Consider the following 26,500-nt stretch of genomic DNA (forward strand, 5'->3'; position numbering starts at 1 on the left):
CCATGCGACCCGAAGTCGACCTCGTCATCCGCGGCGCGAGCGTGGTCTCGCCCGTCGCCATCGTGCCCGCCAGCGTGGCCATCGCCGGCGAGCAGATCGTGGCCGTGGGCCACGACGACACCATGCCGCCGGCGCGCGAAGAACTGCGGGCCGACGGCCTGTTCCTGCTGCCCGGCGCCATCGACAGCCATGTGCACTTCCGCGATCCGGGCTATCCGCACAAGGAGACCTGGCGCACCGGCTCGGCCGCCGCGGCCCTGGGCGGCGTGACCACCGTCTTCGACATGCCCAACACCTCGCCAGCCACGGGCACCGTGGAGGCGCTGCGGCTCAAGCAGAAGGCGGCCGAGGCCTCGTACTGCGACTTCGGCATCCACGGCCTGCTGGGCGACGACACCATCGAGCGGCTGGAGGAACTGCTGGAGGCCGGCGTCACCAGCTTCAAGGCCTTCGTCGGCAACACCTTCGGCAACCTGCCCGCGCCCACCGACGGTGCGTTGCTGGAGGGCTTCGAGACGCTGGCGCCGCTGGGCGTGCGCACCGTGGTGCATGCGGAGAACTCGTCGATCCTGTTCCGCCGCCAGAAGAAGATGCAGGAGGCCGGCCGCATCGACGCCCTGGCGCACCTGGCGGCGCGGCCCGCCGTGGCCGAGATCGAGGCCATCGGCCGCGTGCTCACGCTGGCCGAGTGGACCGGCGCGCGGGTGCACATCGCCCACCACAGCGCGGCCGATTCGCTCTTCCTGCTGCGCGAGGCCAAGCGCCGCGGCGTGGACGTGACGGCCGAGACCTGCCCGCAGTACCTGCTGCTCAACACCGGGCACATGTCGAAGCTCGGCGGCGTGATGCGCCTGAACCCGCCCATCCGCGAGGCACGCCACAACCAGCCGCTGTGGGACGCGCTGATGGACGGCACGCTGGACATGATCGCCACCGACCACGCGCCGCATGCGCCGGAGGAGAAGACGCGCGAGAGCATCTGGGACTGCGACTGTGGCTTCCCCGGCGTGGAGACGCAGATGCCGCTGATGCTCACCGAGGTCAACCGTGGCCGCGCCTCGCTGATGGACTACGTGCGATGGAGCGCCGTCGCGCCGGCCAAGGCCTGGGGCCTGTATGGCACCAAGGGCGTGATTGCGCCCGGCGCCCATGCCGACATCGCCATCGTCGACATGGCGCGCCAGGGCGTGCTGTCGCAGAACAAGCTGCAGAGCATCAGCCGCATCTCGCCCTGGCACGGGCGGCCGGTGCAGGGCTATCCGCTGCACACGCTGCTGCGTGGGCGCTTCGTCATGCGCGACGGCCGGCTGGTGGAGGACGCCGTGGGCTGGGGCCGCTCGGTCAAGGCGGTGCAGAAGATGCCCACGCCGCGGCCGCGCAACACCGAGCACTACAGCCGCGCCATCCTTGAGACGCCGCCCGGCGTGCCGCCGACCGCGGTGCCGGTAGGCGAGGTGGACTGGAGCGCGAGATGAGCGGCACCGTCCCCCAGCATGTGGATGCCCATGTGGTGCCCTGCCGCGGCCCCGGCGACCTGAGCGGCGTGCAGGCGCTGGTCGAGGCCGGCATGCTCGACCCGCGCCACATCGTCGCCGTCATGGGCAAGACCGAGGGCAACGGCTGTGTCAACGACCACACCCGCGACTTCGCCGCCATGGCCTGGTGCCACTACCTGGCGCCGCACCGCGGCTGCACGCCGCAGGCGGTGCATGCGCAGGTGGCGCTGGTGATGTCCGGCGGCACCGAGGGCGTGCTGTCGCCGCACTTCACCGTGTTCACCCGCCGCGCGGCCCTGCCGCACGAGGTGGTCGAAGGCGAGAAGCGGCTGGTGGTCGGCATCGCCCACACGCGCGACTTCGCGCCGGAGGAGATGGGCCGCCAGGCGCAGATCGCCGCCACGGCCGAGGCGGTGCAGGCCGCCATGCGCGACGCCGGCATCGACAGCGCCGCCGACGTCCACTTCGTGCAGGTCAAGTGCCCGCTGCTCACTTCGGCCAAGGTGGACGACGCGCTCGGCCGCGGGCAGGACACGGTCACGCGCGACACCTACGAGTCGATGGGCTACTCGCGCGCCGCCTCGGCCCTGGGCGTGGGCGTGGCCCTGGGCGAGATCGACCCGGCGCGCGCCACCGACGCCGCCGTGCTGCACGACCTCAGCCTTCATTCGGCCCGCGCCTCCGTGTCGGCCGGCATCGAGCTGGAAGGCAACGTGGTCATCGTGCTGGGCGAGGCGGCGGGCAGCGCCTCGCCGCTGCGCATCGGCCATGCGCTGATGCGCGACGCGGTGGACACCGCCGGCCTGCGCACGCTGCTGCGCGAGCATTTCGGCCTGGATCCGGAAGCCGACGCGGCCCTCATCGCGCAGCGGCTGGTCAACCTGCTGGCCAAGGCCGAGGCCAGCCCCGACGGCCGGGTGCGCGAGGCGCGCCACACCATGCTGAACGACTCGGACATCCACTCGACGCGCCATGCGCGTGCCGCCGTCGGGGCCGTGCTGGCCTCGGTGGTCGGCCGCACGGCGCTGTACGTGTCGGGCGGTGCCGAGCATCAGGGCCCGCCCGGCGGCGGCCCGGTGGCCGCGCTGGTGCGCGTGGCCTGAGCTTCCATTCCTTGCTGGAACATCCCATGAGCCAGAGCTTCATCCAACTCTCCAACGTGATGCTGCGCTACGGCGGCGGCACCATCGCCCTGGACCACACCACGCTGGGCATCGACCGGGGCGACTTCGTGGCCCTGGTCGGCCCCAGCGGCTGCGGCAAGTCGACCATCCTCAAGCTGCTGGCCGGACTGCTGCGGCCCACCTCGGGTGCGGTGATCGCCGGCGGCCGCGAGGTCGGGCCGGCGGGTGCACGCCCCATGGCGGCCGGCCGGCCGGCACTGCGCATCGGCCTCGCCTTCCAGAACCCGACCATGCTGCCGTGGCTGACGATCCGCGAAAACGTGATGATCCCGCTGAAGATCGTCGAGCCCTTCCGCCAGGACTACGCCCGCAAGAAGCGCGGCGAGTACGCCGAGCGCGCCGACGCGCTGCTGGCGCAGGTGGGCCTGCGCGGCTTCGGCGACAAGCGGCCCTGGCAGCTGTCGGGCGGCATGCTGCAGCGCGCCTCGCTGTGCCGCGCGCTGGTGCACCAGCCCGAGCTGCTGCTGCTGGACGAGCCCTTCGGCGCCCTCGACCAGTTCACCCGCGAGGAGCTGTGGGACATCATGCAGACGCTGTGGATGACCCAGCGGCCCACGGTGCTGCTGGTGACCCACGACCTGCGCGAGTCGGCCTACCTGGCCAACCGCATCTGCGTGATGAGCGCGCGGCCCGGCCGCATCCTGGAGACGCGCGACGTGGACTTCGCCCGACCGCGCACGCTGCAGTCCAGCTACGACCCGGCCTTCGGCGCGCTGGTGCAGCAGCTGCGCATGCGCATCGCCGAGGCGCGCTGCGAGAGCGACACGGCCGCTGCCGCAGCTGCCATGCCCACTGCGCTGCAGGGGGTGGCAGCATGAACGCGCGCGTGAACACCGCGGACGCGGTCGAGCCCGCAGCCGAAGCCGCCAGCCCCGCCGCGCCGCGCCTGTCCCCGCTGGCGCGCCAGCGCCTGCTGTCCGGCCTGGCCCTGATCGGCTTCTTCCTGGCCTGGGAGCTGGTCTGCCTGGCCAGCGGCATCTCGGACCTGGTGCTGCCCCGGCCCAGCCAGATCGCCCGCGTGCTCATCGAGCGCATGCCGCTCTTGTGGCCGCACACGGTGCAGACGCTCTACACCACGCTGCTCGGCTTCGCGCTGGGCGTGGCGGCGGGCATCGTCATCGGCGTGGGCATCGGCTCGTCGCGGCTGGCCTATGACGTCACCTATCCGCTGCTGGTGGGCTTCTCCAGCATTCCGAAGGTGGCGGTGGTGCCGCTGTTCGTCGTGTGGTTCGGCGCCGGTACCGTGCCGGCGGTGCTCACCTCGATGGTCATCAGCATCTTCCCGGTGGTGGTCAACGTGGCCACCGGGCTGGCCAGCACCGAGCCGGAGCTGGAGGACGTGCTGCGCGTGCTGGGCGCACGCAAGCGCGACATCCTCTGGAACGTGGGCCTGCCGCGGGCCATGCCCTACCTGTTCGCGTCGCTCAAGATCGCCATCACGCTGTCCTTCGTGGGCACGGTGCTCTCGGAGACCGTGGCCTCCAACCGCGGCATCGGCACCGTGATGATGATCGCGAGCGGCAACTTCGACGTGCCGATGGTGTTCGCCGGACTCTTCCTGCTGGCGGCCATGGGTGTGCTGCTCTATGCGCTGTCGGCGCTGGTGGAGCGGCGCGTGACCGGCTGGTCCCAGCGCAAGACCGACCTGGCGGCGACCGGCGCCTGAGTCCGGCCTGAGCCTGTCGAAGCCTGGGCACGCGAGTGTCCAGCCCTCTCTTCTTTCGCCTTTCAAGGAGCTTCCATGCCCCGCCTTTTCTCGCGCCGCAGCGCCGGCCTGGCGCTGTCGGCTGCGTCAGTGCTCGTAGCCCTGGGCGCCGCGCTGGCGCCGGCACCGGCCGCTGCACAGACCGACACCCCGATCAAGTTCGTGCTCGACTGGAAGCTCCAGGGCGTGCATGCCTGGTACTACCTCGCGCAGGATCGCGGTTACTTCGCCCGCGAGAAGCTGGCCGTGACCATCGACCAGGGCGACGGCTCGGCGGCCACCGTCACGAAGATCATGGCCGGTGCCTACCAGGCCGGCTTCGGCGATGTGAACGCCATCGTGCAGAACGCCACCGCCAAGCCCGGCCAGGCGCCGGTGATGGTCTACATGCTCTACAACCGCGCGCCCTTCGCGCTGATCGCCAAGGCCGACGGGCCTGTCCGCACGCCGCAGGACCTGCAGGGCCGCACCGTCGGCACGCCGGCCGGGGGTGCGGCGGCCCGCATGTTCCCGGTGATCGCGGCGCGCACCGGCATCGATGCCGCCAAGGTCGCCTGGACCAATGTGGCGCCCAACCTGCAGGAGCAGCTGCTGCTCAAGGGCCATGTGGATGCCGCGGCCGTGTTCTCCGTCACCAGCTACATGAATCTCGTGGCGCAGGGCATCGATCCCGACAAGGACATCCGCTGGTTCCATTACGGCGACTACGGTGTCGAGCTCTACGGCAACGGCGTGATGGTGTCGCCGCAGCTGCTGCGCGAGCGGCCCGAGGCCGTGGCCGGCCTGGTGCGGGCGATCAATCACGCGGTGCGCGACACCATCGCCGATCCCGACGCCGCCATCGCGGCCCTGGTCAAGCGCGAGCCGCTGCTCAACAAGGATCTGGAGAAGCGCCGTCTGCTTTACACGCTCAAGACCGTCATGCTCACGCCCGAGGTGGCGACGCAGGGCTTGGGCGATATCAGCGATGCCCGCTTCGCCCGCGCCTTCCTGCAGCTCAAGGAGGCCTTCGACCTGCCGCGCGTGCCCACGGCCGCCGAGGTGTTCGACCGCCGCTTTCTGCCGCCCCTGGCCGAGCGCACGGTTGCCAAGCGATGAGCGCCGCCGCCCCCACCGCCATCGACTGCGCCTGGCTGCTGGGCGAGCCCGGTGCCGCGCCCGCGCAGCGCGACCGGCGCATCCACCTCGAAGGCGGGCGCGTGGCCGCCATCGAAGCGCTGCCCGACCCGGTGCCCGGCCGCCGTCGTCTGGCGCTGCCGGCGCTGGCCAATGCGCACGACCACGCGCGCACCGTGCGCAGCGCCACGCTGGGTGCCTTCGGGCAACCGCTCGAAAGCTGGCTGCCCTTCCTGGGTGTGGTGCCGGGCATGGACCCGTACCTGTGCGCCGCGACCTCCTTCGCCCGCTCGCTGCGCAACGGCGTGGTGGACTTGATGGTGCACTACACCCGCGTGCAGGGCGGCCTGCCCTATGTCGACGAGGCGGCGGCCGTGGGCCGGGCCGCACGCGACGTGGGCGTGCGCATCGGCTTCGCGGTGGCCCTGCGCGACCGCCACGGGCTGGGCTATGCCGACGACGCGGCGGTGCTGGCCGCGCTGCGCCCGGCGATCCGCGACGACATCGCCCGCCGGCTGTCGGCGCCCTCCGTGCCGCCTGCGCTGCAGCTCGCGCTGGTGGAGGAGGTGGCGCAGCGCTTCGCCGACGAAGGGCTCGGCGCCCATGCGGACCTGCAGTACGGCCCCACCGGCGTGCAGTGGTGCAGCACGCCGCTGCTCGAAGCCATCGCCCAGGCCTCGGCCGACACCGGCCGCCGCGTGCACATGCACCTGCTGGAGACGCAGTACCAGCGCGCCTGGGCCGATGCCGCACATCCGGGCGGCATCGTGCGCTTCCTGGACGACATCGGCCTGCTCGGCCCGCGGCTCACGCTGGCGCATTGCACCTGGGCGCGGCCGGAGGAACTGGCCCTGATCGCCGAACGCGGCGCGACCATCGCGGTCAACACCAGCTCCAACCTGGGCCTCCAATCAGGCATCGCCCCGCTGGCGCAGATGCTGGCGAGCGGCTGCCGCGTGGCCATGGGGCTGGACGGCATGGCCTTCGACGAGGACGACGACGCCCTGCGCGAAGCACGCCTGGCCTATGCGCTGCACCGCGGCTGGGGCTACGACACCACCATGACGCCGGCCCAGCTCTGGCGCTTCGCCTCGCGCGGGCGCATCGCACCGGGCGAGCGGGTGGACCTCGTGCTGCTCGACTGGGACGCGCTGGACGACGACGCCCTGTTCGACGACGTCGATCCGCTGCACCTGCTGCTCGCCCGGGGCAGCGGCCGGCATGTGCACACCGTCATCGCCGGTGGCCGCACCGTGGTCGAGGCCGGCCGCGTGCTCGGCGTGGACGAGGTCGCCCTGCAGGTCGAGCTGCGGGCGCGCATGCGTGCGGCCCTGGCGGCGGATACTGCCCATGCCGGCTGGCGCCGCACTGTCCAGGCCTTCGCCGAGGACTTGGCCCCCTTCTGCCGCGACGGCCGCTTCCTGGGCGGCTGCTGCTGACCCTTCTCCTTTTTCCAGAATCCCTCTTCATGACCCGCATCCGCATCCAGGCCGCCGGCTTCGACTTCGTCGCCGAGACCCATCCCGACGCGCCGCAGACCGTGGCCGCCTTCCTGCAGCTGCTGCCCTACCGGCAGAAGCTCATCCACGTGCGCTGGAGCGGCGAAGGCTGCTGGGTGCCGCTGGGCGAGTTCCGCCTGACCAACGAGGGCGCGCCCGTGGGCTTCGAGAACCACACCAGCCATCCGTCACGCGGCGATGTGCTGTTCTACCCGGGCGGCTACAGCGAGACCGAGATCATCCTGGCCTACGGCGCCTGCAGCTTCGCCAGCCGCATGGGCACGCTGGCCGGCAACCACTTCCTCACCATCGTCGAAGGCCGCGAGCACCTGCCCGAGCTGGGCCGGCGCGTGCTGTGGGAAGGCGCGCAGGACGTGGTGTTCAGCCTGGGCTGAGCCGCCCCGCAAGCCAGTTGCCCCGCGGCCGGATCGGTGACCCTCAGAGCGTGAAGTCGTAGTCGATCGTGATCGGCGCGTGGTCGCTGAACTTGATCGTCTTGAAGATGTGCTCGCTGCGCGCGAGCTGCGCCATGGCCGGCGTGGCCAGGTGGTAGTCCAGCCGCCAGCCCACGTTCTTGGCATAGGCCTGGCCGCGGTTGCTCCACCATGTGTAGCAGGCGTCGGTGGTGTCGGGCTGCAGGTGGCGATACACGTCCACCAGGCCCGCGCCCTCGGCGCCGGCGTCGAGCAGGCGCGTCATCCAGGCGCGCTCCTCGGGCAGGAAGCCGCTGTTCTTGAGGTTGCCCTTCCAGTTCTTCAGGTCGGCTTCCTTGTGGGCGATGTTGATGTCGCCACACAGGATGAATTCGCGGGTGCGCTTCAGTTCCACCAGGTAGGGCATGAAGCCTTCGAGGAAGCGGAACTTGGCGGCCTGCCGCTCCTCGCCCGAGCTGCCGCTCGGGAAGTAGCAGCTGATGATCGACAGCTTGCGCGCCGGCGTGTCGAAGCGCAGCTCCAGATAGCGGCCCTCGGCGTCGAACTCGGTGTTGCCCCAGCCGATCACGATGTCGGTGGGCTCGTGCTTCGTGTAGATGGCGGTGCCGGCGTAGCCCTTCTTCTCGGCGAAGTGGAAGTGGCCGTTCAGGCCGGCCATTTTTTCGAAGCGGCCCTGCACGTCGCTGGCCTGGACGCGGATCTCCTGCATACAAATACAATCCGGCGCCGCTTCGGCCACCCAGTCGGCGACCCCTTTTGTCGAGGCGGAACGCAGGCCGTTGAGGTTGAGGCTGGTGAGTTTGAACACGTTTCGAGGAATCCGGATGGCAGTGGACGAGAGGCAGCAGCAGCATCAGAACGAGCGCCTGGCGCAGGACTTCGTGGCGTTCGCGATCGAGGCTGGCGTGCTGCGCTTCGGCGAGTTCAAGACCAAGGCCGGGCGCCTCAGCCCCTACTTCTTCAACGCGGGCCTGTTCAACGACGGCGCCCGCATCGCGCGGCTCGCGGAATTCTATGCAGCGCGCCTGATGGACTCCGGCCTGGAGTTCGACATGATCTTCGGCCCCGCCTACAAGGGTATTCCCCTGGGCGCGACCGTTGCGGCCGAGCTGGCGCGCCGCGGCCGCAACGTGCCCTTCGCCTACAACCGCAAGGAAGCCAAGGACCATGGCGAGGGCGGCTCGCTGGTCGGTGCGCCTTTGGTCGGCCGGGTGCTGATCGTGGACGACGTCATGTCCGCCGGCACTGCGGTGCGCGAATCCATTGCCACCATCCGCGCCGCCGGTGCCACGCCGCATGCCGTGGCCATCGCGCTGGACCGCCAGGAACAGGCGACCGAGAACGGCCAGGATGTGCCCCACAGCGCGGTGCAGTACGTGCGCGATCAGCTGGGCATGGCCGTGGTGGCCATCGCCACGCTCGACGACCTGCTGGCCTACCTGGACCAGCGCGCCGGCGCCGACCTGCGCGCCCACCGTGCCAGTGTGCAGGCCTACCGCGAGCGCTACGGTGCCTGATCCGCGCAGCCCCGCCGTCGCGCGGGCGCTGCGCACGCTGGCGGGCCTTGCAACGCTTGCCGTCGGCGGGCTTCCTCCGGCCCAGGTCCAGGCCCAGGCCACCGCAGGCGGCGCGCCGGGCAGCATCTACAGCTGCACCGATGCGGGCGGACGGCGCCTGACCTCCGATCGATTCATCCCCGAATGCGCCGACCGGCTGCAGCTGGAGCTGTCGCCCAGTGGCAGCGTGCGGCGGCGCATCGAACCCGCGCTGTCGCCGCAGCAGCAGGCGGAGCGCGACCAGCGCCGCAAGGACGAGGAACGGGCCGCGGCCCAGCGCAGGGACGAACGCCGGCGCGACCTGGCGCTGCTGGCGCGCTACCCCGATGCGGCGGCGCACGACCGCCGGCGCGCCGAGGCGCTGGCCCAGGCCGAAGCGGAAATCGGCGCCGCGCGCAAGCGGCTGGCCGAGCTGGCGCAGGCGCGCCGCAAGCTGGACGAGGAGCTGGAGTTCTACAGCAAGGACCCGTCCCAGGTCCCTGCGGCGCTGAAGGCACGCCTTGCCGACAACGCAGCGGCCGTCACGCTGCAGGAGCGGCTGCTCCACGAGCAGCAGGGCGAGAAGCAGCGCATCGACGCCCGCTTCGACGAGGAGCGCCAGCGCCTGGACCGGCTCTGGGGCCTCAGCCCCCCAGCCGCGCCTTCAGCAACGCGTTGACCTGGGCCGGGTTGGCCTTGCCCTTGCTCTCCTTCATCACCTGGCCGACCAGGGCGTTGAAGGCCTTTTCCTTGCCGGCGCGGTATTCGGCGATGTTCTTCTCGTTCTTCGCGAGCACGTCGTCCACGATCTTCTCCAGCGCGCCGGTGTCGTTCATCTGTTTGAGGCCCTTGGCCTCGATGAGGGCATCGACCGACTCGCCCTCGCCGCTCCAGAGCGCATCGAACACCTGGCGGGCAGCGTTGTTGGAGATGGTGCCGTCGCCGATGCGGCCGATCAGCTGCGCCAGCTGGGCGGGCTTGACCGGCGCGGCCTCGATGCCGATCTCCTGCGTGTTCAGGCGCTTGGCGATCTCGCCCGACAGCCAGTTGCTGGCCAGCTTGGGCGTGGCGCCCGCGGCCACGGCGGCGTCGAAGTAGGCGGCATGCGCGGGGCTCTGCGTGAGCTGGGTGGCGTCGTAGTCGGTCAGGCCGAAGTCGCGCACGTAGCGCTCGGCCATGGCGCGCGGCAGCTCCGGCATCCGCGCCTTCACCGCATCGACCCAGTCGCGGCCGATCACCAGCGGCGGCAGGTCCGGGTCGGGGAAGTAGCGGTAGTCGGCCGCGTCTTCCTTGGTGCGCATGGCGCGCGTCTCGCCCGTGTCGGGGTCGAACAGCACTGTGGCCTGCTGGATGGCGTGACCGTCCTCGATCTGCTCGATCTGCCAGCGGATCTCGAAGTCGATCGCCTGCTGCATGAAGCGGAAGCTGTTGAGGTTCTTGATCTCGCGGCGCGTGCCCAGCGGCTGGCCCGGTCGGCGCACCGACACGTTGGCGTCGCAGCGGAAGGACCCTTCCTGCATGTTGCCGTCGCAGATGCCGATCCAGGTCACGATCTTGTGCAACTCGCGCGCATAGGCCACGGCCTCGGCGGAGGAGCGGATGTCGGGCTCGGTCACGATTTCCAGCAGCGGCGTGCCGGCGCGGTTGAGGTCGATGCCCGACTGGCCGACGAAGTCCTCGTGCAGCGACTTGCCGGCGTCTTCTTCGAGGTGGGCGCGCACCAGGCGCACGGTCTTGAGTTCCTCGCCCAGCCAGAAGCTGACCGAGCCGCCCTGCACGACCGGAATCTCGTACTGGCTGATCTGGTAGCCCTTGGGCAGGTCGGGGTAGAAGTAGTTCTTGCGCGCGAAGATGCTGCGCGGCGCGATGGTGCTGCCCAGCGCCAGGCCCAGGCGGATGGCGCGCTCGACGGCGCCGCGGTTCATCACCGGCAGCGTGCCGGGCAGGGCCAGGTCCACGGCGCAGGCCTGCGTGTTGGGCTCGGCGCCGAAGGCGGTGGGCGCGCGGCTGAAGATCTTGCTCTGGGTGGAGAGCTGCGCATGCGTCTCGAAGCCGATGACGACTTCATAGCCCTGCACCAGCGGGCCGGTGGGGCGGCCCTCCTGGGCGGCGGCGAAGGTGTTGGTCTCGGTGCTCATCTCAGAAGCCGGTGGGCGTGCGTTGGTGCCAGTCGGTGGCCTGCTGGAAGCGGTGGGCGGCGTTCAGCAGCCGGCCTTCGGCGAAGTAGTTGCCGATCAGCTGCAGGCCCACGGGCATGCCGCCGTCGAAGCCGCAGGGCAGCGAGAGGCCCGGCAGGCCGGCCAGCGAGCCGGGCAGGGTGAAGATGTCGGCCAGGTAGTCGGCCACGGGGTCGTCGCTGTGCGCGCCGATGGCCCAGGCCACGGTGGGCGCGGCGGGGCCGGCGATGACGTCGCAGTCGCGGAAGGCCGCCTGGAAGTCGTCCGCGATCATCCGGCGCACCTTCTGCGCCTGCAGGTAGTAGGCGTCGTAATAGCCGTGCGAGAGCACGTAGGTGCCGATCATGATGCGGCGCTTGACCTCGTCGCCGAAGCCTTCGGCGCGGGTCTTCATGTACATCTCGGCCAGGTCCTTGTACTGGCTGGCGCGGTGGCCGAACTTCACGCCGTCGAAGCGGCTGAGGTTGGAGCTGGCCTCGGCCGCGGCAATGATGTAGTAGACGGGAATGGCCAGCTCGGTGCGCGGCAGGCTCACTTCGACGCGGCGGGCGCCCAGCTTCTCGTACTCGGCCAGGGCGGCCTCGATGGCGGCGCGCACGCCAGGCGCCACGCCCTCGCCCAGGAATTCCTTGGGCACGCCGATGCGCAGGCCGTCGAGCGAGCCGGTCAGCCCCTGCGAGAAGTCCTCGGCCGGGCGGTCCAGCGAGGTGGAGTCGCGGTCGGGGTCGGGCCCGCACATGGCCGACAGCAGCAGGGCGCAGTCCTCGGCCGAGCGGGCCATGGGGCCGGCCTGGTCCAGGCTGGAGGCGAAGGCGATCATGCCGTAGCGGCTGGCGCGGCCGTAGGTGGGCTTGATGCCGGTGATGCCGCAGAAGCTGGCCGGCTGGCGGATCGACCCACCGGTGTCGGTGCCGGTGGCGGCGGGCGCCAGGCCGGCGGCCACGGCCACGGCGCTGCCGCCGGAGGAGCCGCCGGGCACGCGCGCCGTGTCCCAGGGGTTGCGCACGGGCACGGGCTGGTCGGCGCCGACCGCTGGCACCGCCACGTTCTGGTTGGACGAGCCCATGGCGAATTCGTCGCAGCTGAGCTTGCCCAGCGTGACCATGCCGGCCTCGCCCAGCTTGCGCACCACGGTGGCGTCGAAGGGCGACTGGTAGCCGGCCAGCATGCGCGAACCCGCGGTGCTGGGCCAGCCGGTGGTCACGAAGATGTCCTTGTGGGCGACGGGCACGCCGGCCAGCGGGCCGGCGCTGCCGGCCGCGATGGCTGCGTCGGCGGCGCGGGCCTGGGCGAGCGTCGCGTCTTCATCGACGGCCACGAAGGCGCCCAGGTCCTGCCGGGCGGCCATGCGGCCCAGGAAGTGCTGGGCGGTCTCCACGGCAGAGACTTCGCGGGCGGCCAGGGCGCGGGCCAGGTCGGCCACACCACGTTGGTGCAGGTCGGGCGCGCTCATTCGATCACCTTCGGCACGAGGAACAGGCCGTTCTCGACGGCGGGGGCGCTCTTCTGGTTGGCCTCGCGCTGGTTGGGCTCGGTGGCCGCGTCGTCGCGCAGGCGAAGGACGATGTCCTCGATGGCGGAGACGGGGTGCGACAGCGGCTCGACCCCGGTGGTGTCCACGGCGCGCATGCGCTCGACGAGGTCGAAGAAACCATTGATCTGGCCGCGCAGGCGTTCGCTTTCTTCGGGCGCCAGCGCCAGCCGCGCCAGCGACGCGATGCGCGCGGTATCGGTGGTGGAGAGAGACATCGGAAAAACCCAGAGAGCAGGCGCCCCGTTTGCATGCAGAAGGGCCTGCAAGTAGGGAAAGCGCCAGGGGGAATCGGGTATTATCCCGCCTTTGCCGCAACTGCCGCCAATGTGCCGGCACGGCCGCCACGGCGAGCGGCAAAGCCACCCAACTCCTCCCTTTTTCTCTCTTCACCTCAGGGGCGACGCCGGTCCGAAGCGCCCGCCGTGCCCCTCCGCAAGGACATCGCCCATGTTTGGAGCATTCCGTCGGTATTTCTCGACCGACCTCGCGATCGACCTCGGCACCGCCAACACCCTGATCTTCGCCCGCAACAAGGGCATCGTGCTGGACGAGCCCTCGGTCGTCGCCATCCGCCACGAGGGCGGTCCGCACGGCAAGAAGGTCATCCAGGCCGTGGGCGCCGAGGCCAAGGCCATGCTGGGCAAGGTGCCCGGCAACATCGAGGCCATCCGCCCGATGAAGGACGGCGTGATCGCCGACTTCGTGATCACCGAGCAGATGATCAAGCAGTTCATCAAGATGGTGCATCCGCGCACGCTGCTCACGCCCAGCCCGCGCATCATCATCTGCGTGCCCTGCGGCTCGACCCAGGTCGAGCGCCGCGCCATCAAGGACGCGGCCGAGGCCGCCGGCGCCACCTCGGTCTACCTGATCGAGGAGCCCATGGCCGCCGCCATCGGCGCCGGCCTGCCGGTGTCCGAGGCCTCGGGCTCCATGGTGGTCGACATCGGCGGCGGCACCACCGAGGTGGGCGTGATCTCGCTGGGCGGCATGGTCTACAAGGGCTCCGTGCGCGTGGGCGGCGACCGCTTCGACGACGCCATCATCAACTACATCCGCCGCAACTACGGAATGCTGATCGGCGAGCCCACGGCCGAGACCATCAAGAAGAACATCGGCTCGGCCTTCCCCGGCTCCGAGGTCAAGGAGATGGAGGTCAAGGGCCGCAACCTCTCCGAAGGCGTGCCGCGCAGCTTCACCATCAGCTCCAACGAGGTGCTGGAGGCCCTGACCGATCCGCTCAACAACATCGTTTCGGCCGTCAAGAACGCGCTGGAGCAGACGCCGCCCGAGCTGGGCGCCGACATCGCCGAGCGCGGCATGATGCTGACCGGCGGTGGCGCGCTGCTGCGCGACCTCGACCGTCTGCTGGCCGAGGAAACCGGCCTGCCCGTGCTGGTGGCCGAAGACCCGCTGACCTGCGTGGTGCGCGGCTGCGGCATCGCCCTGGAGCGCATGGACCGCCTGGGTAGCATCTTCACCAGCGAGTAAGCCAGGACTGTGTTCGCAGGCCGGCCCGGTTGCACGGGCCGGCCTTTTTGCCATATAGACGCCCAGCCATTCCGCAAGGTCCGACCCCATGCCGCTCGGCACGCTCGACCGCTCCGCGCCGCCCCTGTTCAACCAGGGGCCGTCCGCGCTGTCGCGCTTCGTCTTCTGCAGCGCGCTGGCCGTCTTCCTGATGGTGGCCGATGCCCGCTTCGACGTGGTGGCGCCGGTGCGCACGGCACTCGGCACGCTGCTGTTCCCGCTGCAGTGGGCGGTGCTCAAGCCGGTGCAGTGGGTGTCGGCTACCAACCGGCAGTTCGAGGACCTGGCCACCGCCCAGCGCAACGAGGCGGAGGCCCGGCGCCGGCTGGTGCTGCAGTCCGAGCGCGCCAGCCAGGCCGACGCACTGGCGCGCGAGAACGCGCGCCTGCGCACGCTGCTGGAGTTGCGGCAGAACGCACCCACCCCCGGCCGCGCCGCCGAGGTGCTGTACGACGCCGCCGACCCGTACACCCGCAAGGTCGTCATCGACCAGGGCCAGGTGCATGGCATCGCCGCGGGCTCGCCGGTGATCGACGAGCAGGGCGTGCTGGGCCAGGTGACGCGGGTGATGGCCTTTTCGAGTGAGGTGACCCTGGTGATCGACCGCGACCTGTCCATCCCCGTGCAGAACACGCGCACGGGTGCGCGCAGCGTGGCCTTCGGCGATGCCGGTCCGCACAGCGCGGGCATGGAGCTGCGCTTCACCGCCGCCAACGCCGACGTGCGCGAGGGCGACCTGCTCTCCACCAGCGGCGTGGACGGTGTCTACCCCGCGGGCCTGCCGGTGGCGCGCGTGGACCGCATCGACCGCCGGGCCGACACCGCCTTCGCGCGCATCCACTGCGTACCGCTGGCCCGCGTCGGCGCGGCGCGCTACGTGATGGTGCTCACGCCCGTGGGCGAGGCGCCGCCCGTGGTCCGGCCCAGCCCTGCGGCCGCGACGGGCGACGCGCGCAAGTCCGACCGGCCGGGCCGCAGGAACGACACGCCCGCCTCCACCATGCCCGCTCCGGCCAGTCGGCCCGGTACGCCGGCAGCGTCCCCCGCGCCAACGGCGCCGGCGACCTCTGCGGCACCCCGGGCCGCCGCGCCGGCACCGGCGCCCGCCCAGGCGCCGCGCGCTTCGACGAGCCGCCCACCGGCGGCAGGAGGCGCCGCGCCATGATCATGCGCCCCGGCCAGGAGCAGCTGCTGCTGCCCGTGCGGCCGCTCTTCATCTGGGGCAGCCTGTTCGTCGCGCTGCTGTTGAACATGCTGCCCCTGGGCCGCCTGCCCTGGATGCCGGACCTGCTGGCCGTGGTGCTGGTGTTCTGGGGTGTGCACCAGCCCGCCCGCATCGGGCTGGGCGCGGCCTTCTTCTTTGGCCTGGCCATGGACGTGCACGAGTCCTCGCTGCTGGGCCAGCACGCGCTGTCCTATGCCACGTTGAGCTTCTTCGCCATCACCATCCACCGGCGCCTGCTCTGGTACCGGCTCTCGGCCCAGGCGCTGCAGCTGGTGCCGCTCTTCGCGCTGTCGCGGTTGATCGAGCTGGGCATCCGGCTGGTCGGCGGCGGCATCTTCCCGGGCTGGATCACCCTGCTGGGCGCCGCCCTCGAGGCGATGCTGTGGCCGGTGGTCACCTGGCTGCTGCTGATCCCGCAGCGCCGGCCGCCCGAGCAGGACGAGAACCGCCCTCTGTGAGTGCGGGTCTTGCTATGCATGCCCTCGCTGGCGCCCTAAGCTTCGCGCGCCCGTCCGCCCTGCGCCTGCCATGACCGAGATCCGCAACGTCGCCGCCGACCTCGCGCGCTTCAAGCGCCGCGTGCTGGTGATCGCGCTGGTGGTGCTGACGGCCTTTGTATTGCTGGGCCTGCGCCTGTTCCATCTGCAGGTCACGCGCCACGAGGAACTGGCCGAGCGCGCCGAGAGCAACCGCACGGCCGTGGTGCCGGTGGTGCCCAACCGCGGGCTGATCCTGGACCGCAACGGTGTGATCCTGGCCTCCAACTACTCGGCCTACACGCTGGAGATCACGCCCTCCAAGGCGGGCGACCTGGAGCAGACCATCGACGAACTGGCCCAGATCGTCGAGATCCAGCCGCGCGACCGCCGTCGTTTCAAGCGCCTGCGCGAGGACTCGCGCAGCTTCGACTCCATTCCCATCCGCACTCGCCTCACCGACGAGGAGGTCGCCCGCTTCGCGGCCCAGCGCTACCGCTTCCCTGGCGTGGAGATCAAGGCGCGGCTCTTCCGCAGCTACCCGATGGGCGAGCTGGCCAGCCATGTGCTGGGCTACATCGGCCGCATCAACCAGCGCGAGAAGGCAGCCATGGAGGACTGGCCCGAAGAGGACCAGGCCAACTACAAAGGCACCGACTACATCGGCAAGCTGGGCATCGAGCAGAGCTACGAGAAGGTGCTGCACGGGCAGACGGGCGTCGAGCAGATGGAGACCTCGGCCGGCGGCCGCGCGGTGCGACGGCTGGCCAGCCATCCGGCCACGCCTGGCAATACCGTCATGCTGTCGCTGGACATCAAGCTGCAGAAGCTGGTGGAGGACATGTTCGGCGACCGCCGCGGCGCGCTGGTGGCGCTCGATCCGCGCAACGGCGAGGTGCTGGCCTTCGTCAGCAAGCCGACCTTCAACCCGAATCTCTTCGTCGAGGGCATCGACAGCGAAAGCTGGGCCGCGCTCAACGAGTCCATCGACAAGCCGCTGCTCAACCGCGCCCTGCGCGGCACCTACCCGCCCGGCTCCACCTACAAGCCCTTCATGGCACTGGGCGCGCTCGAGCTGGGCAAGCGCTCGCCCACGCTGGTGATCAACGACCCCGGCTACTACACCTATGGCGGCCACACCTTCCGCAGCCACGAGGGCGGCCTGGGCGGCGTGGACATGGTGCGGGCCCTCCAGTTCTCCAGCAACACCTACTTCTATTCGCTGGCGGTGGACATGGGCGTGGACACCATCCACGACTTCATGAAGCCGCTGGGCTTCGGCCAGATCACCGGTATCGACCTGCCCGGCGAGGTGCGCGGCGTGCTGCCCAGCACCGAGTGGAAGCGCAGCGTCAACAAGCGGCCGGAGGCCCGGCGCTGGTACTCGGGCGAGACGGTGTCGCTGGGCATCGGCCAGGGCTACAACAACTTCACCATGCTGCAGCTGGCCTCGGCCGAGGCGACGCTCGCCAACGGCGGAACCAAGTTCCGGCCGCATGTGGTCAAGGCCATCAAGAACACCGTGACCGGGCAGGTGCAGGAAGAGATCCAGCCGCCGGGCGAGAACCTCGGCTTCAAGGCGAAGAACATCGACATCGTGCGGGCGGGCCTGGTGGCGGTGAACAAGGCCGGCACGGGCACGCGCATCTTTGCCGGCGCGCCCTACACCTCGGCCGGCAAGACCGGCACCGCCCAGGCGGTGAGCCTGGGCCAGAACGTCAAGTACAACGCCAAGGCGCTGGAGGAGCACCAGCGCGACCACTCGCTGTTCGCCGCCTTCGCGCCGGCCGAGAACCCGCGCATCGCGCTCGCCGTGATCGTGGAGAACGCCGGCTTCGGTGCCGCCGCGGCGGCGCCCATCGTGCGGCGGGTGTTCGACTACTGGCTGCTGGGCCAGTACCCCAACGAGCAGGACATGGCCGCGGTGCGCGCGGGCAAGGCGGCCGCACCCATCGGGCAGCCGCTGCCGGCGACAGAGGTGGCGCTGCCGCCCTCGGCCGCGTCGGCCGCCACGGCGCCCTGAGCGCGGCGCCTTCGACGCAGCAGGGCGTTCCTGGCGCGCGCCCTCGGTGCCATGTCGGCGTCTTCAGCCGTGGTGGGCATCGACGCGCGGGCGCGACCGCCCACCCCTGTCAACCAACGCTTACCGCAGGAACGCGTCGTAGGCCGTCTTGCAGATGAGCGCGCTCACCACGACGATGAAGGCGCCGCGCACGAAGCCGGCCCCATGCCGAAGCGCGAGCCGCGTGCCGATCAGGCTGCCGCTGATGTTGGCCACGGCCATCGCCAGCCCGAGCGTCCAGATCACATGCCCCTTGAGCCCGAAGAGCAGCAGCGCACCGAAGTTGGTCATGATGTTGATGACCTTGGCGCTGGCCGACGCATGCAGGAAGTCGTGGCCCAGCCAACGCACGAACAGGAAGATCAGGAAGCTGCCTGTGCCCGGCCCGAAGATGCCGTCGTAGAAGCCCAGCAGCAGGCCGACTGCACCGGTGGCGGCCAGTTCGGCCTTGCCCGCGAAGCGCGGCTGGTGCGTGAGGCCCAGGTCTTTGCGCGCCAGGGTGTAGAGCAACAGCGCCCCCAGCACCACCGGCAGCGCCTTGCGCAGCGCATCGGTCGGCACCCAGGTGACCACCCAGGCACCCGTGAGCGAACCGCCGAAGGCCAGCACCGCCGCCACCGACAGCGAGCGCCAGGGCAGGCGCACGCGCCGCAGGTACTGCGCGGCCGAGGCGGCCGTGCCCCAGACCGAGGCGCTCTTGTTGGTGCCCAGCAGCGTGGCACCGGCGGTGTCGGGAAAGGCGGCGAACAGCGCTGGCACCAGCACCAGCCCGCCGCCGCCGACGATCGCGTCCATGAATCCCGCCGTCAGCGAGGCCAATGCCATCCATGCCCATTCCATAGGGGCAGGATTGTCGCAGCGGAAACGCTCCTGTTTTGGGAGCGGCAGAGCGGCCGTTATGTAGCGCTCTCGGCAGGATGTGGGCAGGTCCGCTCGGGTGATGGGCAAAAAAAAGCGCCGACTGAGCGGCGCTTTGAAAGTTGTCTGGCTTCTCGTCGGACGGAGGCCTTTGGGAATCTCATGAATTTTGATTTTTCTGGATTTGTCTCCTCAGACCCTCGCGCATCAGCAGGGCGGCGCCTGCTGCGAGTGGCAGGACTTTAGGTCCTGCACCGCGGTAGTGCATTGGGACTAACCCGTGGCCCGGATTCGGGCAGCGTGCGGGCATCGGGCACGCCGCCCAGGCGCCCGCATCCCGTCGGCGCGCATGGGCGGATGCGCGGCTAGATCTCGATCTTGGAGCCCAGCTCCACCACCGCGTTGTTCGGCAGGCTCATGAAGTCGGCCACGCCGCTGGCGTTGTGGTGCATCTGCGCGAACAGCTTCTCGCGCCAGGGTGCCATGCCGCTGCCCAGCGTCGGGATCACGGTGTCGCGCGAGATGAAGTAGCTGGTGGTCATCGGCTCCAGCTGGCAGCCGCGCAGCTTGGCCTGCTCCAGCGCGCGGGGCAGGTCGATGTCGTTCTTGAAGCCGTAGTGGATGGTGATCTGCCAGCAGTGGTGGCCCAGCGGCTCCATCTCGACCCGGCGCTCCATCGGGATCCAGGGCACCTCATGGTTGCGCACCGTGACGAACAGGTTCTGCTCGTGCAGCACCTTGTTGTGCTTGAGGTTGTGCAGCAGCGCGGTAGGCACCACGCCGGCCTCGGCGGTGAGGAAGACGGCCGTGCCCTCGACGCGCGCCGGCGGGCTGACGAACACCGCCTCCAGGAAGCTGCGCAGGTCGATGGCGTCGGCGCGCTGGACGTCGGCCATCAGGCTGCGTCCGCGCTTCCAGGTGATCATCAGCGTGAACACGCCGATGCCGATCATGACCGTGAACCAGCCGCCCTGCGGCAGCTTGAGCAGGTTGGAGGCGAAGAAGGCGAAGTCGATGACGAAGAAGATGGCCGTCGCGCCCAGGCACAGCAGCAGCGGCAGCTTCCACGCATAGCGGATCACGAAGAAGGTGAGCATCGTCGTGATCAGCATGTCGGTGGTCACGGCGATGCCGTAGGCCGCGGCAAGGTTGCTGGAGCTGCGGAACATCACCACTGCCAGCACGATGGCCACGAACAGCGACCAGTTGATGAAGGGGATGTAGATCTGCCCGGCCGAGCGCGCGCTGGTGTGCTCGATGCGCAGCCGCGGCAGGTAGCCCAGCTGGATCACCTGCCGCGTGACGCTGAAGGCGCCCGTCAGCATGGCCTGCGAGGCGATCACTGTGGCGGCCGTGGCCAGCAGCACGACGGGCACTACCGCCCACTCGGGCGCCATCAGGAAGAAGGGGTTCTTCACCGCCGCCGGATTGCCCAGCAGCAAGGCGCCCTGGCCGAAGTAGTTGAGCACCAGGGCCGGCATCACCACCGAGAACCAGGCGATGCGGATCGGGCCCTTGCCGAAGTGGCCCATGTCCGCATACAGCGCCTCGGCCCCGGTCACGCACAGCACCGTCGCGCCCAGGATGATGAAGCTGGTGCCCGGGTTGTCCCAGATGAAGCGCAGCATGTAGTGCGGGCTGACGGCCTTGAGGATCTCGGGGTGCGTCAGGATCTGCGCCACGCCCAGCAGTGCCAGCACGCCGAACCAGGTGAGCGTGATCGGTCCGAAGAAACGGCCGATGCCGGCCGTGCCGCGCTTCTGCACCGCGAACAGGCAGAACAGCACCACCAGCGTGATCGGGATGACGTAGCCGGTAAAGTGCGGTGACACCACTTCCAGGCCTTCGACCGCGGAGAGCACCGAGATGGCCGGCGTGATCACGCCGTCGCCATAGAAGAGGGCGGTGCCGAAGATGCCCAGTGCCAGCATGCCGTTGCGCAGGCGCGGCTTGTCGGCCACCGCCCGCGAGGCCAGTGCCAGCATGGCCACCAGGCCGCCTTCGCCCTCGTTGTCGGCCCGCAGCACCAGCACCACGTACTTCAGCGAAACGATGATGGTCATCGTCCAGAAGATCATCGAGAGCATGCCGTACACGTTCTCGATGGTGAACGGCACGTGGCCGTGGCCGAAGATTTCCTTGATGGCGTACAGCACGCTCGTGCCGATGTCGCCATAGACGATGCCGATGGCGCCGAGCACGAGCGCCGGCATGGAAGACTTGGAGGCAGACACGAAGTGGCGAGGAAAGGGCTGGGCCGCGCCTCACCCCGCCGGCGGCCTGGCGGCGCCGGGGAGCCAAGCTCCGCCCTCGTTTTTCCGTTGCTGTGGAAGTGTGGATTGTGCGCGCCGCCCATGTCGCCGCAAGCCCGCGCGGGCGTCGGCCGGGCGGCGCCGGATCACTCGTAGACCTCGGCCTCGGGGTTGGTGGCCTCGAGTTCGTAGGAGGCGGCGACCATGGCCAGCCGACCGATCACGCCGTACATGTAGAAGCGGTTGGGCGCGCTGGCGCCCGGCTTGGCGCCCGGCTGGGGCAGGTGGCCGCTCTGCGAGAAGGCCAGCGGCACGAAGCTCGCGCCCGGCAGGGCCAGGCTCTCGTCCGGGCCGCGGTCGGGGTGGACGCGGTAGAAGCCGCCCACGACGTAGCGGTCCATCATGTAGACCACCGGCTCCGCCATGCCGTCGTGCACGCGCTCGCGCGTGAGCACGCCTTCCTGCACGACCACGTCGGTCGGGCCGGCGTCGTCGGTGGTGGCGCCGGCCATGGCCTTCTGGCGCGGCTTCTTGGTCAGGGCCTCGAGTTCCTTGACATCGCGGATGGTCGAGATCGGCAGCGTGCTGGCGCCGTTCTCGCTCTTGACGATGACGAAGGGCTTCTCGTTGATGCCGTATTCCTTGTACTTGCGGCGCACCTTGGTCAGCACCTGGTCGACCGCCGCCGTCAGGCCCTCGACGCCCTTGCCGCGGGCCAGGTCCACGCCCTCGGCGCGGCCATAGATCGACTGGATCAGCCAGGGATCGATGCCCAGCAGCTTGCCGAAGCGCTTGGAGACTTCCTCGTAGCTGTGGAAGTGGTTGCTCTTGCGCCGCACCGACCAGCCGGCATGCAGCGGCGGCAGCAGGTACTGCTCATGCAGGTCCTCCAGAATGCCGGGCGTGCCGGCGGCCAGGTCGGTGTTGAGCAGGATGGTGCAGGGGTCGAAGTTCTTCAGGCCCAGGCGGCGCTTGCTGCGCACCACCGGCTCCAGGCAGACGGTGCTGCCGTCGGGCAGCTCCACCTTCTTGGGCGACTTGATGGCCGGGTCGATGGAGCCGACGCGCACGTTCAACCCGGCCATCTGGAAGATGCGCACCAGCTGGGCCACGTTGGCCATGTACGAGGTGTTGCGGCCGCGGTTCTCGGGGATGACCAGCAGGTTGCGGGCCTCGGGGCAGATCTTCTCGATCGCGGCCTGGGCAGCCTGCACCGCCAGCGGCAGCATCTCGGTGGTCAGGTAGTTCCAGCCGCCAGGGAAGAAGTTGGCGTCCACCGGCGCCAGCTTGAAGCCGGCGTTGCGCACGTCCACCGCTGTGTAGAAGGGTGGGGTGTGCTCCATCCACTCGAGCCGGAACCAGCGCTCGATGGCAGGCATGCTGTCGAGGATGCGCTGCTCAAGTTCGTTGATCGGGCCGGTCAGGGCGGTGACGAGATGCGGAACCATGCGGCTGCCTTGTTATGCGGGTTTGCGGCCAGAGGCGGACCGGCGATTGTAGGCAGCCGGCCTGACCGCTCCCATGACAGCGCAGCGGCCTCTTGCTGGTACGCAGCCGGGTCAGCGGCGGATCTCGCCCTGCCCCAGAACGATGTACTTCAGCGAGGTCAGCCCCTCGATGCCCACCGGGCCGCGGGCGTGGAACTTGTCCGTGCTGATGCCGATTTCGGCGCCCAGCCCGTATTCGAAGCCATCCGCGAAGCGCGTGCTCGCATTCACCATCACGCTGGCCGAGTCGACCTCGCGCAGGAAGCGCTGGGCATGGCTGTGGTCGTTGGTGACGATGGCGTCGGTGTGGTGGCTGGAATAGCGGTTGATATGGTCGATGGCCTCGTCCACACCGTCCACCAACTTGATGCTGATGATCGGCGCCAGGTATTCCTCGAACCAGTCCTGCTCGGTGGCCGGCACCACGCGGGGCTGGCCGGCCAGCAGGGCTGCAGCCTCGGCGTCGCAGCGCATCTCCACGCCCTTGGCGGCGAAGACGGCGCCGATGCGCGGCAGGAAGGCCGGCGCGATGGCCCGCGCCACCAACAGGCCCTCGGTCGCGTTGCAGGGGCTGTACTTCTGCGTCTTGGCGTTGTCGACCAGGGTGACGGCCATGTCCAGATCGGCGCTGGCATCGACGAAAGTGTGGCAGTTGCCGTCGAGGTGCTTGATGACCGGCACCTTGGCCTCGCGGCTGATGCGCTCGATCAGGCCCTTGCCGCCGCGCGGGATGATCACGTCCACGTACTCGGGCATGGCCACCAGGCGGCCGACGGCGTCGCGGTCGGTGGTGGGCACCAGCTGGACGGCGTCCTCGGGAAGGCCGGCGTCCAGCAGCGCGGCGCGCACCAGGGCCGCCAGGGCCTTGTTGGAGTCGATGGCCTCCGAGCCGCCGCGCAGGATGGCAGCGTTACCGCTCTTGATCGCCAGGCTGGCCGCCTCGATGGTCACGTTGGGCCGGCTCTCGTAGATCATGCCGAACACGCCGATGGGCACCCGCATCTGGCCCACGCGGATGCCGCTCGGCTGCTGCTTCATGCCGATGATCTCGCCGATCACGTCGGGCATGGCGGCCAGCTGCTCGCAGCCTTCGGCGCAGGTGGCGATGACCTTGGGCGTGAGCTTGAGGCGGTCCACCATCGGCTCGGCCAGACCGGCGGCGCGGGCGCGCTCCAGGTCGCGGGCGTTGTGCTCGGCCAGTGGCTCCACGCTCGCCCGCAGCCGTTCGGCCAGGCTGCGCAGCGCACGGGCCTTGGCCGCGGCGCTGGCCTTGGCCATCTGCGCCGACGCCGCGCGCGCCTGGGCGCCCAGCGTGTTCATCAGTTCGAGGGTGGAGATGGCGTTCATGGACGCGATTTTCTCACCGGGCCCGTGCCCGGGGCGAGGCGAGGGGATCGCGGCTGCTTCGGCCGAAGCTTGTGGAGGCCAACCGCCCTCGCACCGTTCGGGCTGAGCCTGTCGGAGCCCGGCCCGAACGCCCAGCCTCTCAATCCGCCTGCTGCAGCAGCGACCAGACCCGCACCGGCGTCAGCGGCATCTGCAGACGGGGTGCGAGCGCGCCGCGCCTGTTGCGCGCGAGCGCATCCGCCACCGCGTTCACCACCGCCGGCGTGGCGCCGATGGTGCCCAGCTCGCCCACGCCCTTCACGCCCAGCGGGTTGTTCTTGCAGGGCACCGACTCGTCCATCTCGGTGCGGAAGTCGGGCGCCGTGCCGGCCACCGGCAGGGCGTAGTCCATCAGGCTGCCCGTGACCAACTGGCCGGTGGCGTCGTCGTAGACCACCTGCTCCAGCAGCGCCTGGCCGATGCCCTGCACGGCGCCGCCGTCGAGCTGGCCGCGCACGATCATCGGATTGACCACGCGGCCGACGTCGTTCATCGAGGCATAGGCCACCACCGCCACGTCGCCGGTCTGCGGATCGACCTCGACCTCGCAGACATGGCAGCCGTTCGGCCAGGTGGGGCCGTCCACCTTGCTGGTCGAGTCGACGAAGATCCGGCCCTCGGCCTGCCGGCCGGCCAGTTCGAACAGGCCGATGCCCAGGTCGGTGCCGCGCACGGTGAAGCGGCCCTGGCCGTAGTCGATGTCGGCGGCCGCCGCCTCCAGCGCCTCGGCCGCCAGCTCGCGACCGCGGGCCAAGGTGCGGTCGGCGCCGGTGCGCATGGCCGAGCCGCCGGTGAACAGCGAGCGCGAACCCGCGCTGCCGAAGCCATTGCCGCGGTCGGTGTCGCCCAGCACCACGCGCACCTGCTCGATAGGCACACCGAAGGCGTCCACCACCAGCTGCGCCAGCGTGGTGGCGATGCCCTGGCCCATGGCGTTGACGGCCGAATAGACCTCGATCACGCCGTCGGCCTGCACGTCCACCGTCACGCGTTCCTCGAACACGTTGCCGCCCGTCCATTCGAGGAAGGTGGCGATCCCCAGGCCGCGCCACAGCCCGCGCGCGGCCGACTCCGCGGCGCGGGCGTCGAAGCCGTCCCAGTCGGCGAAGGCCAGGCCGCGGTCCATCATGTGCTCGAAGGCGCCGGTGTCGTAGGTCTGGCGCATCGGGTTGGTGTAGGGCATCTGCTCCGGGCGGATGAAGTTGCGCCGGCGCAGCACCACGCGGTCGATGCCCGTCTGCCGCGCCGCCTCGTCCATCAGCCGCTCGATGAGGAAGATGGCCTCGGGCCGGCCGGCGCCGCGGTAGGCGCCGGTGGGCGACTGGTTGGTCATCACCGCGCGGAAGTGGAAGTCGATGACCGGGATGTCGTAGACGCTCGTCTGCACCCAGGGGCCGATCAGCAGCTGGATGGCCACGCCCGTGCCCGTCGGGTAGGCGCCCACGTTGGCGTCGCTGTGCACGCGCAGGGCAAGCACGCGGCCGTTGGCGTCCAGGGCCATGGCGGCGCGGGCGCGCACGTCGCGGCCGTGGGTGGTGGTGAGGAATTCCTCGGAGCGCTCGCCGGTCCACTTGACGCCGCGGCCGAGTGCCTTGGCAGCGAAGGCCACCACCGCGTCCTCAGGGTACAGGCCGGTCTTCATGCCGAAGCCGCCCCCCACGTCGCTCACTCGCACGCGGATCTGCTCGGCCGGCAGCCCGAGCACCGTCGCCAGCGTGCCGCGCACGCCGGTGGGCATCTGGGTGCTCATCTGCAGGCTGAGGCGGCCGTCCTGGGCGTCGACCTCGGCCAGCACGGCGCGCGGCTCCAGCGTGACGGCGGCGACGCGCTGGTTGTCGACGGTGAGTTCGACGACGTGCGCAGCCTGGGCGAAGGCGCGGGCCGTGGCCTCCGCATCGCCGTGGCGCATCTCGGCGCTGATGTTGTCGGGGGCCGCGTCGCACAGGGCCGGCGCGCCTTCGGCCAGCGCGGCATCGAGGGTGGGGATGGCAGGCAGGTCTTCGTAGTCGACCCACACGGCCTCGGCGGCATCCTTGGCGGCTTGCAGCGAAGTGGCGACCACGGCCACCACCGGCTCGCCGACGAATCGCACCACGTCGTGCGCCAGCGGCAGCCGTGCCGCGGTCACGCCGGGCGAGCCGTCGGCGCGCACGAAGCCGGCCACGCCGGGGATGGGCTGAACGCCCTGGGCCACCAGGTCGGCGCCGGTGTAGACGGCCAGCACGCTCGGCATTGCCCGCGCGGCGTCGGCGTCGATGCTGCGGATGCGCGCATGCGGATGGGGTGAGCGCTGGAAGGCCAGCGCGGCGCAGTCCGGCGTCAGGATGTCGTCGGTGTAGCGGCCGCGGCCGGCGAGCAGGGCTTCATCTTCCAGCCGGCGCACGGCCTGGCCGCTGCCGAAGCGGCCGGCGGAAGGGGCGGGGGTCGAAGCGGCGGAATGCACTTTGTCCAGCATGGGTGTCTCCGTGGAGGGAAAAGGTGTTGCACGTACCGCCGCCCGTTTTACCCAGTTCATCGTTGGCACGCTTGCGGTGCGGGCCATGG

General features: G+C 70.3%; 22 protein-coding genes. 13 read left to right on the forward strand and 9 right to left on the reverse strand.

Translation table 11 applies throughout. The features are described 5' to 3' along the window. The first annotated feature begins 2 nt into the window (after positions 1-2). The 7 genes from ABIC63_RS17645 (at position 3) to ABIC63_RS17675 (ending at position 7,395) form a co-directional block, all read left to right on the forward strand. Entirely contained in the window at positions 3-1,475 is a 1,473-nt protein-coding gene (locus ABIC63_RS17645; protein ID WP_354320745.1) for a dihydroorotase, read from the forward strand. Beyond that, on the forward strand, positions 1,472-2,599 hold the full coding sequence (atzD, locus tag ABIC63_RS17650) for a cyanuric acid amidohydrolase (protein ID WP_354320746.1): 1,128 nt from the start codon (positions 1,472-1,474) through the stop codon (positions 2,597-2,599). The genes ABIC63_RS17645 and atzD overlap by 4 nt, the downstream gene beginning before the upstream one ends. Before the next feature lie 26 nt (positions 2,600-2,625). Beyond that, positions 2,626-3,498 (forward strand): ABC transporter ATP-binding protein, encoded by an 873-nt coding sequence (locus ABIC63_RS17655; protein ID WP_354320747.1) that lies wholly within the window; start codon positions 2,626-2,628, stop codon positions 3,496-3,498. Beyond that, complete coding sequence (locus tag ABIC63_RS17660; RefSeq protein ID WP_354320748.1) at positions 3,495-4,346, forward strand: ABC transporter permease; 852 nt, start codon at positions 3,495-3,497, stop codon at positions 4,344-4,346. Before ABIC63_RS17655 ends, ABIC63_RS17660 begins: the two co-directional genes overlap by 4 nt. Before the next feature lie 75 nt (positions 4,347-4,421). Then, positions 4,422-5,483 (forward strand): ABC transporter substrate-binding protein, encoded by a 1,062-nt coding sequence (locus ABIC63_RS17665; protein WP_354320749.1) that lies wholly within the window; start codon positions 4,422-4,424, stop codon positions 5,481-5,483. Then, positions 5,480-6,940 (forward strand): amidohydrolase family protein, encoded by a 1,461-nt coding sequence (locus ABIC63_RS17670; protein ID WP_354320750.1) that lies wholly within the window; start codon positions 5,480-5,482, stop codon positions 6,938-6,940. The genes ABIC63_RS17665 and ABIC63_RS17670 overlap by 4 nt, the downstream gene beginning before the upstream one ends. 29 nt (positions 6,941-6,969) lie before the next feature. After that, positions 6,970-7,395: a DUF3830 family protein gene (locus ABIC63_RS17675; protein ID WP_234197256.1), complete on the forward strand. Its 426-nt coding sequence runs from the start codon at positions 6,970-6,972 to the stop codon at positions 7,393-7,395. A gap of 43 nt (positions 7,396-7,438) precedes the next feature. Here the strand turns inward: ABIC63_RS17675 and ABIC63_RS17680 are convergent, their stop codons facing one another. Beyond that, positions 7,439-8,242 carry an exodeoxyribonuclease III gene (locus tag ABIC63_RS17680; protein WP_295529481.1) on the reverse strand — a complete coding sequence of 268 codons (804 nt, stop codon included), beginning with the start codon at positions 8,240-8,242 and terminating at the stop codon, positions 7,439-7,441. 16 nt (positions 8,243-8,258) lie between these two features. On the opposite strand from ABIC63_RS17680, the gene pyrE reads away from it, so the two are divergent. Continuing rightward, the gene (pyrE, locus tag ABIC63_RS17685; RefSeq protein WP_294366640.1) at positions 8,259-8,951 is read left to right on the forward strand and encodes an orotate phosphoribosyltransferase; all 693 of its coding nucleotides are present in this window, start codon (positions 8,259-8,261) and stop codon (positions 8,949-8,951) included. Continuing rightward, positions 8,944-9,648, forward strand: a complete 705-nt coding sequence (locus ABIC63_RS17690; RefSeq protein ID WP_294366641.1) for a DUF4124 domain-containing protein — start codon at positions 8,944-8,946, stop codon at positions 9,646-9,648. The genes pyrE and ABIC63_RS17690 overlap by 8 nt, the downstream gene beginning before the upstream one ends. Here the strand turns inward: ABIC63_RS17690 and gatB are convergent. From gatB to gatC, 3 genes are read right to left on the reverse strand one after another with little or no spacing between them, the layout of a single operon-like run. Then, positions 9,614-11,107, reverse strand: coding sequence for an Asp-tRNA(Asn)/Glu-tRNA(Gln) amidotransferase subunit GatB (gene gatB / locus ABIC63_RS17695; RefSeq protein WP_354320751.1), 1,494 nt, complete (start codon positions 11,105-11,107; stop codon positions 9,614-9,616). The genes ABIC63_RS17690 and gatB overlap by 35 nt on opposite strands. 1 nt (position 11,108) lies before the next feature. Then, positions 11,109-12,599 (reverse strand): Asp-tRNA(Asn)/Glu-tRNA(Gln) amidotransferase subunit GatA, encoded by a 1,491-nt coding sequence (gatA, locus tag ABIC63_RS17700; RefSeq protein WP_294366644.1) that lies wholly within the window; start codon positions 12,597-12,599, stop codon positions 11,109-11,111. Further along, positions 12,596-12,895 (reverse strand): Asp-tRNA(Asn)/Glu-tRNA(Gln) amidotransferase subunit GatC, encoded by a 300-nt coding sequence (gatC, locus tag ABIC63_RS17705; protein WP_294366646.1) that lies wholly within the window; start codon positions 12,893-12,895, stop codon positions 12,596-12,598. The genes gatA and gatC overlap by 4 nt, the downstream gene beginning before the upstream one ends. Before the next feature lie 232 nt (positions 12,896-13,127). Here gatC and ABIC63_RS17710 point away from each other — a divergent pair, with 232 nt between their 5' ends. The 4 genes from ABIC63_RS17710 (at position 13,128) to mrdA (ending at position 17,934) form a co-directional block, all read left to right on the forward strand. After that, positions 13,128-14,171 (forward strand): rod shape-determining protein, encoded by a 1,044-nt coding sequence (locus ABIC63_RS17710; protein WP_017757081.1) that lies wholly within the window; start codon positions 13,128-13,130, stop codon positions 14,169-14,171. Between the two features lie 88 nt (positions 14,172-14,259). Next, entirely contained in the window at positions 14,260-15,375 is a 1,116-nt protein-coding gene (mreC, locus tag ABIC63_RS17715) for a rod shape-determining protein MreC (RefSeq protein WP_354320752.1), read from the forward strand. Next, a complete protein-coding gene (mreD, locus tag ABIC63_RS17720; RefSeq protein ID WP_354320753.1) occupies positions 15,372-15,893 on the forward strand; it encodes a rod shape-determining protein MreD in 522 nt (173 codons plus the stop codon). Before mreC ends, mreD begins: the two co-directional genes overlap by 4 nt. Before the next feature lie 70 nt (positions 15,894-15,963). After that, complete coding sequence (gene mrdA / locus ABIC63_RS17725) at positions 15,964-17,934, forward strand: penicillin-binding protein 2 (protein ID WP_354320754.1); 1,971 nt, start codon at positions 15,964-15,966, stop codon at positions 17,932-17,934. Between the two features lie 120 nt (positions 17,935-18,054). Here the strand turns inward: mrdA and ABIC63_RS17730 are convergent, their stop codons facing one another. From ABIC63_RS17730 to ABIC63_RS17750, 5 genes are all read right to left on the reverse strand, one after another. Further along, entirely contained in the window at positions 18,055-18,813 is a 759-nt protein-coding gene (locus ABIC63_RS17730) for a TSUP family transporter (protein WP_354320755.1), read from the reverse strand. 383 nt (positions 18,814-19,196) lie between these two features. Beyond that, positions 19,197-21,065, reverse strand: a complete 1,869-nt coding sequence (locus tag ABIC63_RS17735) for a potassium transporter Kup (protein WP_354320756.1) — start codon at positions 21,063-21,065, stop codon at positions 19,197-19,199. Positions 21,066-21,229: 164 nt separating this feature from the next. Then, on the reverse strand, positions 21,230-22,531 hold the full coding sequence (gene gshA, locus ABIC63_RS17740; RefSeq protein ID WP_234197242.1) for a glutamate--cysteine ligase: 1,302 nt from the start codon (positions 22,529-22,531) through the stop codon (positions 21,230-21,232). A 111-nt stretch (positions 22,532-22,642) separates the two neighbouring features. Beyond that, complete coding sequence (locus tag ABIC63_RS17745; RefSeq protein WP_354320787.1) at positions 22,643-23,926, reverse strand: glutamate-5-semialdehyde dehydrogenase; 1,284 nt, start codon at positions 23,924-23,926, stop codon at positions 22,643-22,645. Between the two features lie 130 nt (positions 23,927-24,056). Then, entirely contained in the window at positions 24,057-26,411 is a 2,355-nt protein-coding gene (locus ABIC63_RS17750; RefSeq protein WP_354320757.1) for a xanthine dehydrogenase family protein molybdopterin-binding subunit, read from the reverse strand. Positions 26,412-26,500 lie beyond the last annotated feature (89 nt).

The sequence above is a fragment of the Pseudacidovorax sp. 1753 genome, assembly GCF_040544975.1.
In the GTDB taxonomy this organism is placed as follows: domain Bacteria; phylum Pseudomonadota; class Gammaproteobacteria; order Burkholderiales; family Burkholderiaceae_C; genus Xenophilus.

What these genes read in the sequence shown, in the direction of transcription:
- ABIC63_RS17645 (WP_354320745.1), top strand. Translation starts at nt 3, where the DNA reads ATGCGACCCGAAGTCGACCTCGTCATCCGCGGCGCGAGCGTGGTCTCG.
- atzD (WP_354320746.1), top strand. Translation starts at nt 1,472, where the DNA reads ATGAGCGGCACCGTCCCCCAGCATGTGGATGCCCATGTGGTGCCCTGC.
- ABIC63_RS17655 (WP_354320747.1), top strand. Translation starts at nt 2,626, where the DNA reads ATGAGCCAGAGCTTCATCCAACTCTCCAACGTGATGCTGCGCTACGGC.
- ABIC63_RS17660 (WP_354320748.1), top strand. Translation starts at nt 3,495, where the DNA reads ATGAACGCGCGCGTGAACACCGCGGACGCGGTCGAGCCCGCAGCCGAA.
- ABIC63_RS17665 (WP_354320749.1), top strand. Translation starts at nt 4,422, where the DNA reads ATGCCCCGCCTTTTCTCGCGCCGCAGCGCCGGCCTGGCGCTGTCGGCT.
- ABIC63_RS17670 (WP_354320750.1), top strand. Translation starts at nt 5,480, where the DNA reads ATGAGCGCCGCCGCCCCCACCGCCATCGACTGCGCCTGGCTGCTGGGC.
- ABIC63_RS17675 (WP_234197256.1), top strand. Translation starts at nt 6,970, where the DNA reads ATGACCCGCATCCGCATCCAGGCCGCCGGCTTCGACTTCGTCGCCGAG.
- pyrE (WP_294366640.1), top strand. Translation starts at nt 8,259, where the DNA reads ATGGCAGTGGACGAGAGGCAGCAGCAGCATCAGAACGAGCGCCTGGCG.
- gatB (WP_354320751.1), bottom strand. Translation starts at nt 11,107, where the DNA reads ATGAGCACCGAGACCAACACCTTCGCCGCCGCCCAGGAGGGCCGCCCC.
- gatA (WP_294366644.1), bottom strand. Translation starts at nt 12,599, where the DNA reads ATGAGCGCGCCCGACCTGCACCAACGTGGTGTGGCCGACCTGGCCCGC.
- gatC (WP_294366646.1), bottom strand. Translation starts at nt 12,895, where the DNA reads ATGTCTCTCTCCACCACCGATACCGCGCGCATCGCGTCGCTGGCGCGG.
- ABIC63_RS17710 (WP_017757081.1), top strand. Translation starts at nt 13,128, where the DNA reads ATGTTTGGAGCATTCCGTCGGTATTTCTCGACCGACCTCGCGATCGAC.
- mreC (WP_354320752.1), top strand. Translation starts at nt 14,260, where the DNA reads ATGCCGCTCGGCACGCTCGACCGCTCCGCGCCGCCCCTGTTCAACCAG.
- mreD (WP_354320753.1), top strand. Translation starts at nt 15,372, where the DNA reads ATGATCATGCGCCCCGGCCAGGAGCAGCTGCTGCTGCCCGTGCGGCCG.
- mrdA (WP_354320754.1), top strand. Translation starts at nt 15,964, where the DNA reads ATGACCGAGATCCGCAACGTCGCCGCCGACCTCGCGCGCTTCAAGCGC.
- ABIC63_RS17730 (WP_354320755.1), bottom strand. Translation starts at nt 18,813, where the DNA reads ATGGAATGGGCATGGATGGCATTGGCCTCGCTGACGGCGGGATTCATG.
- gshA (WP_234197242.1), bottom strand. Translation starts at nt 22,531, where the DNA reads ATGGTTCCGCATCTCGTCACCGCCCTGACCGGCCCGATCAACGAACTT.
- ABIC63_RS17750 (WP_354320757.1), bottom strand. Translation starts at nt 26,411, where the DNA reads ATGCTGGACAAAGTGCATTCCGCCGCTTCGACCCCCGCCCCTTCCGCC.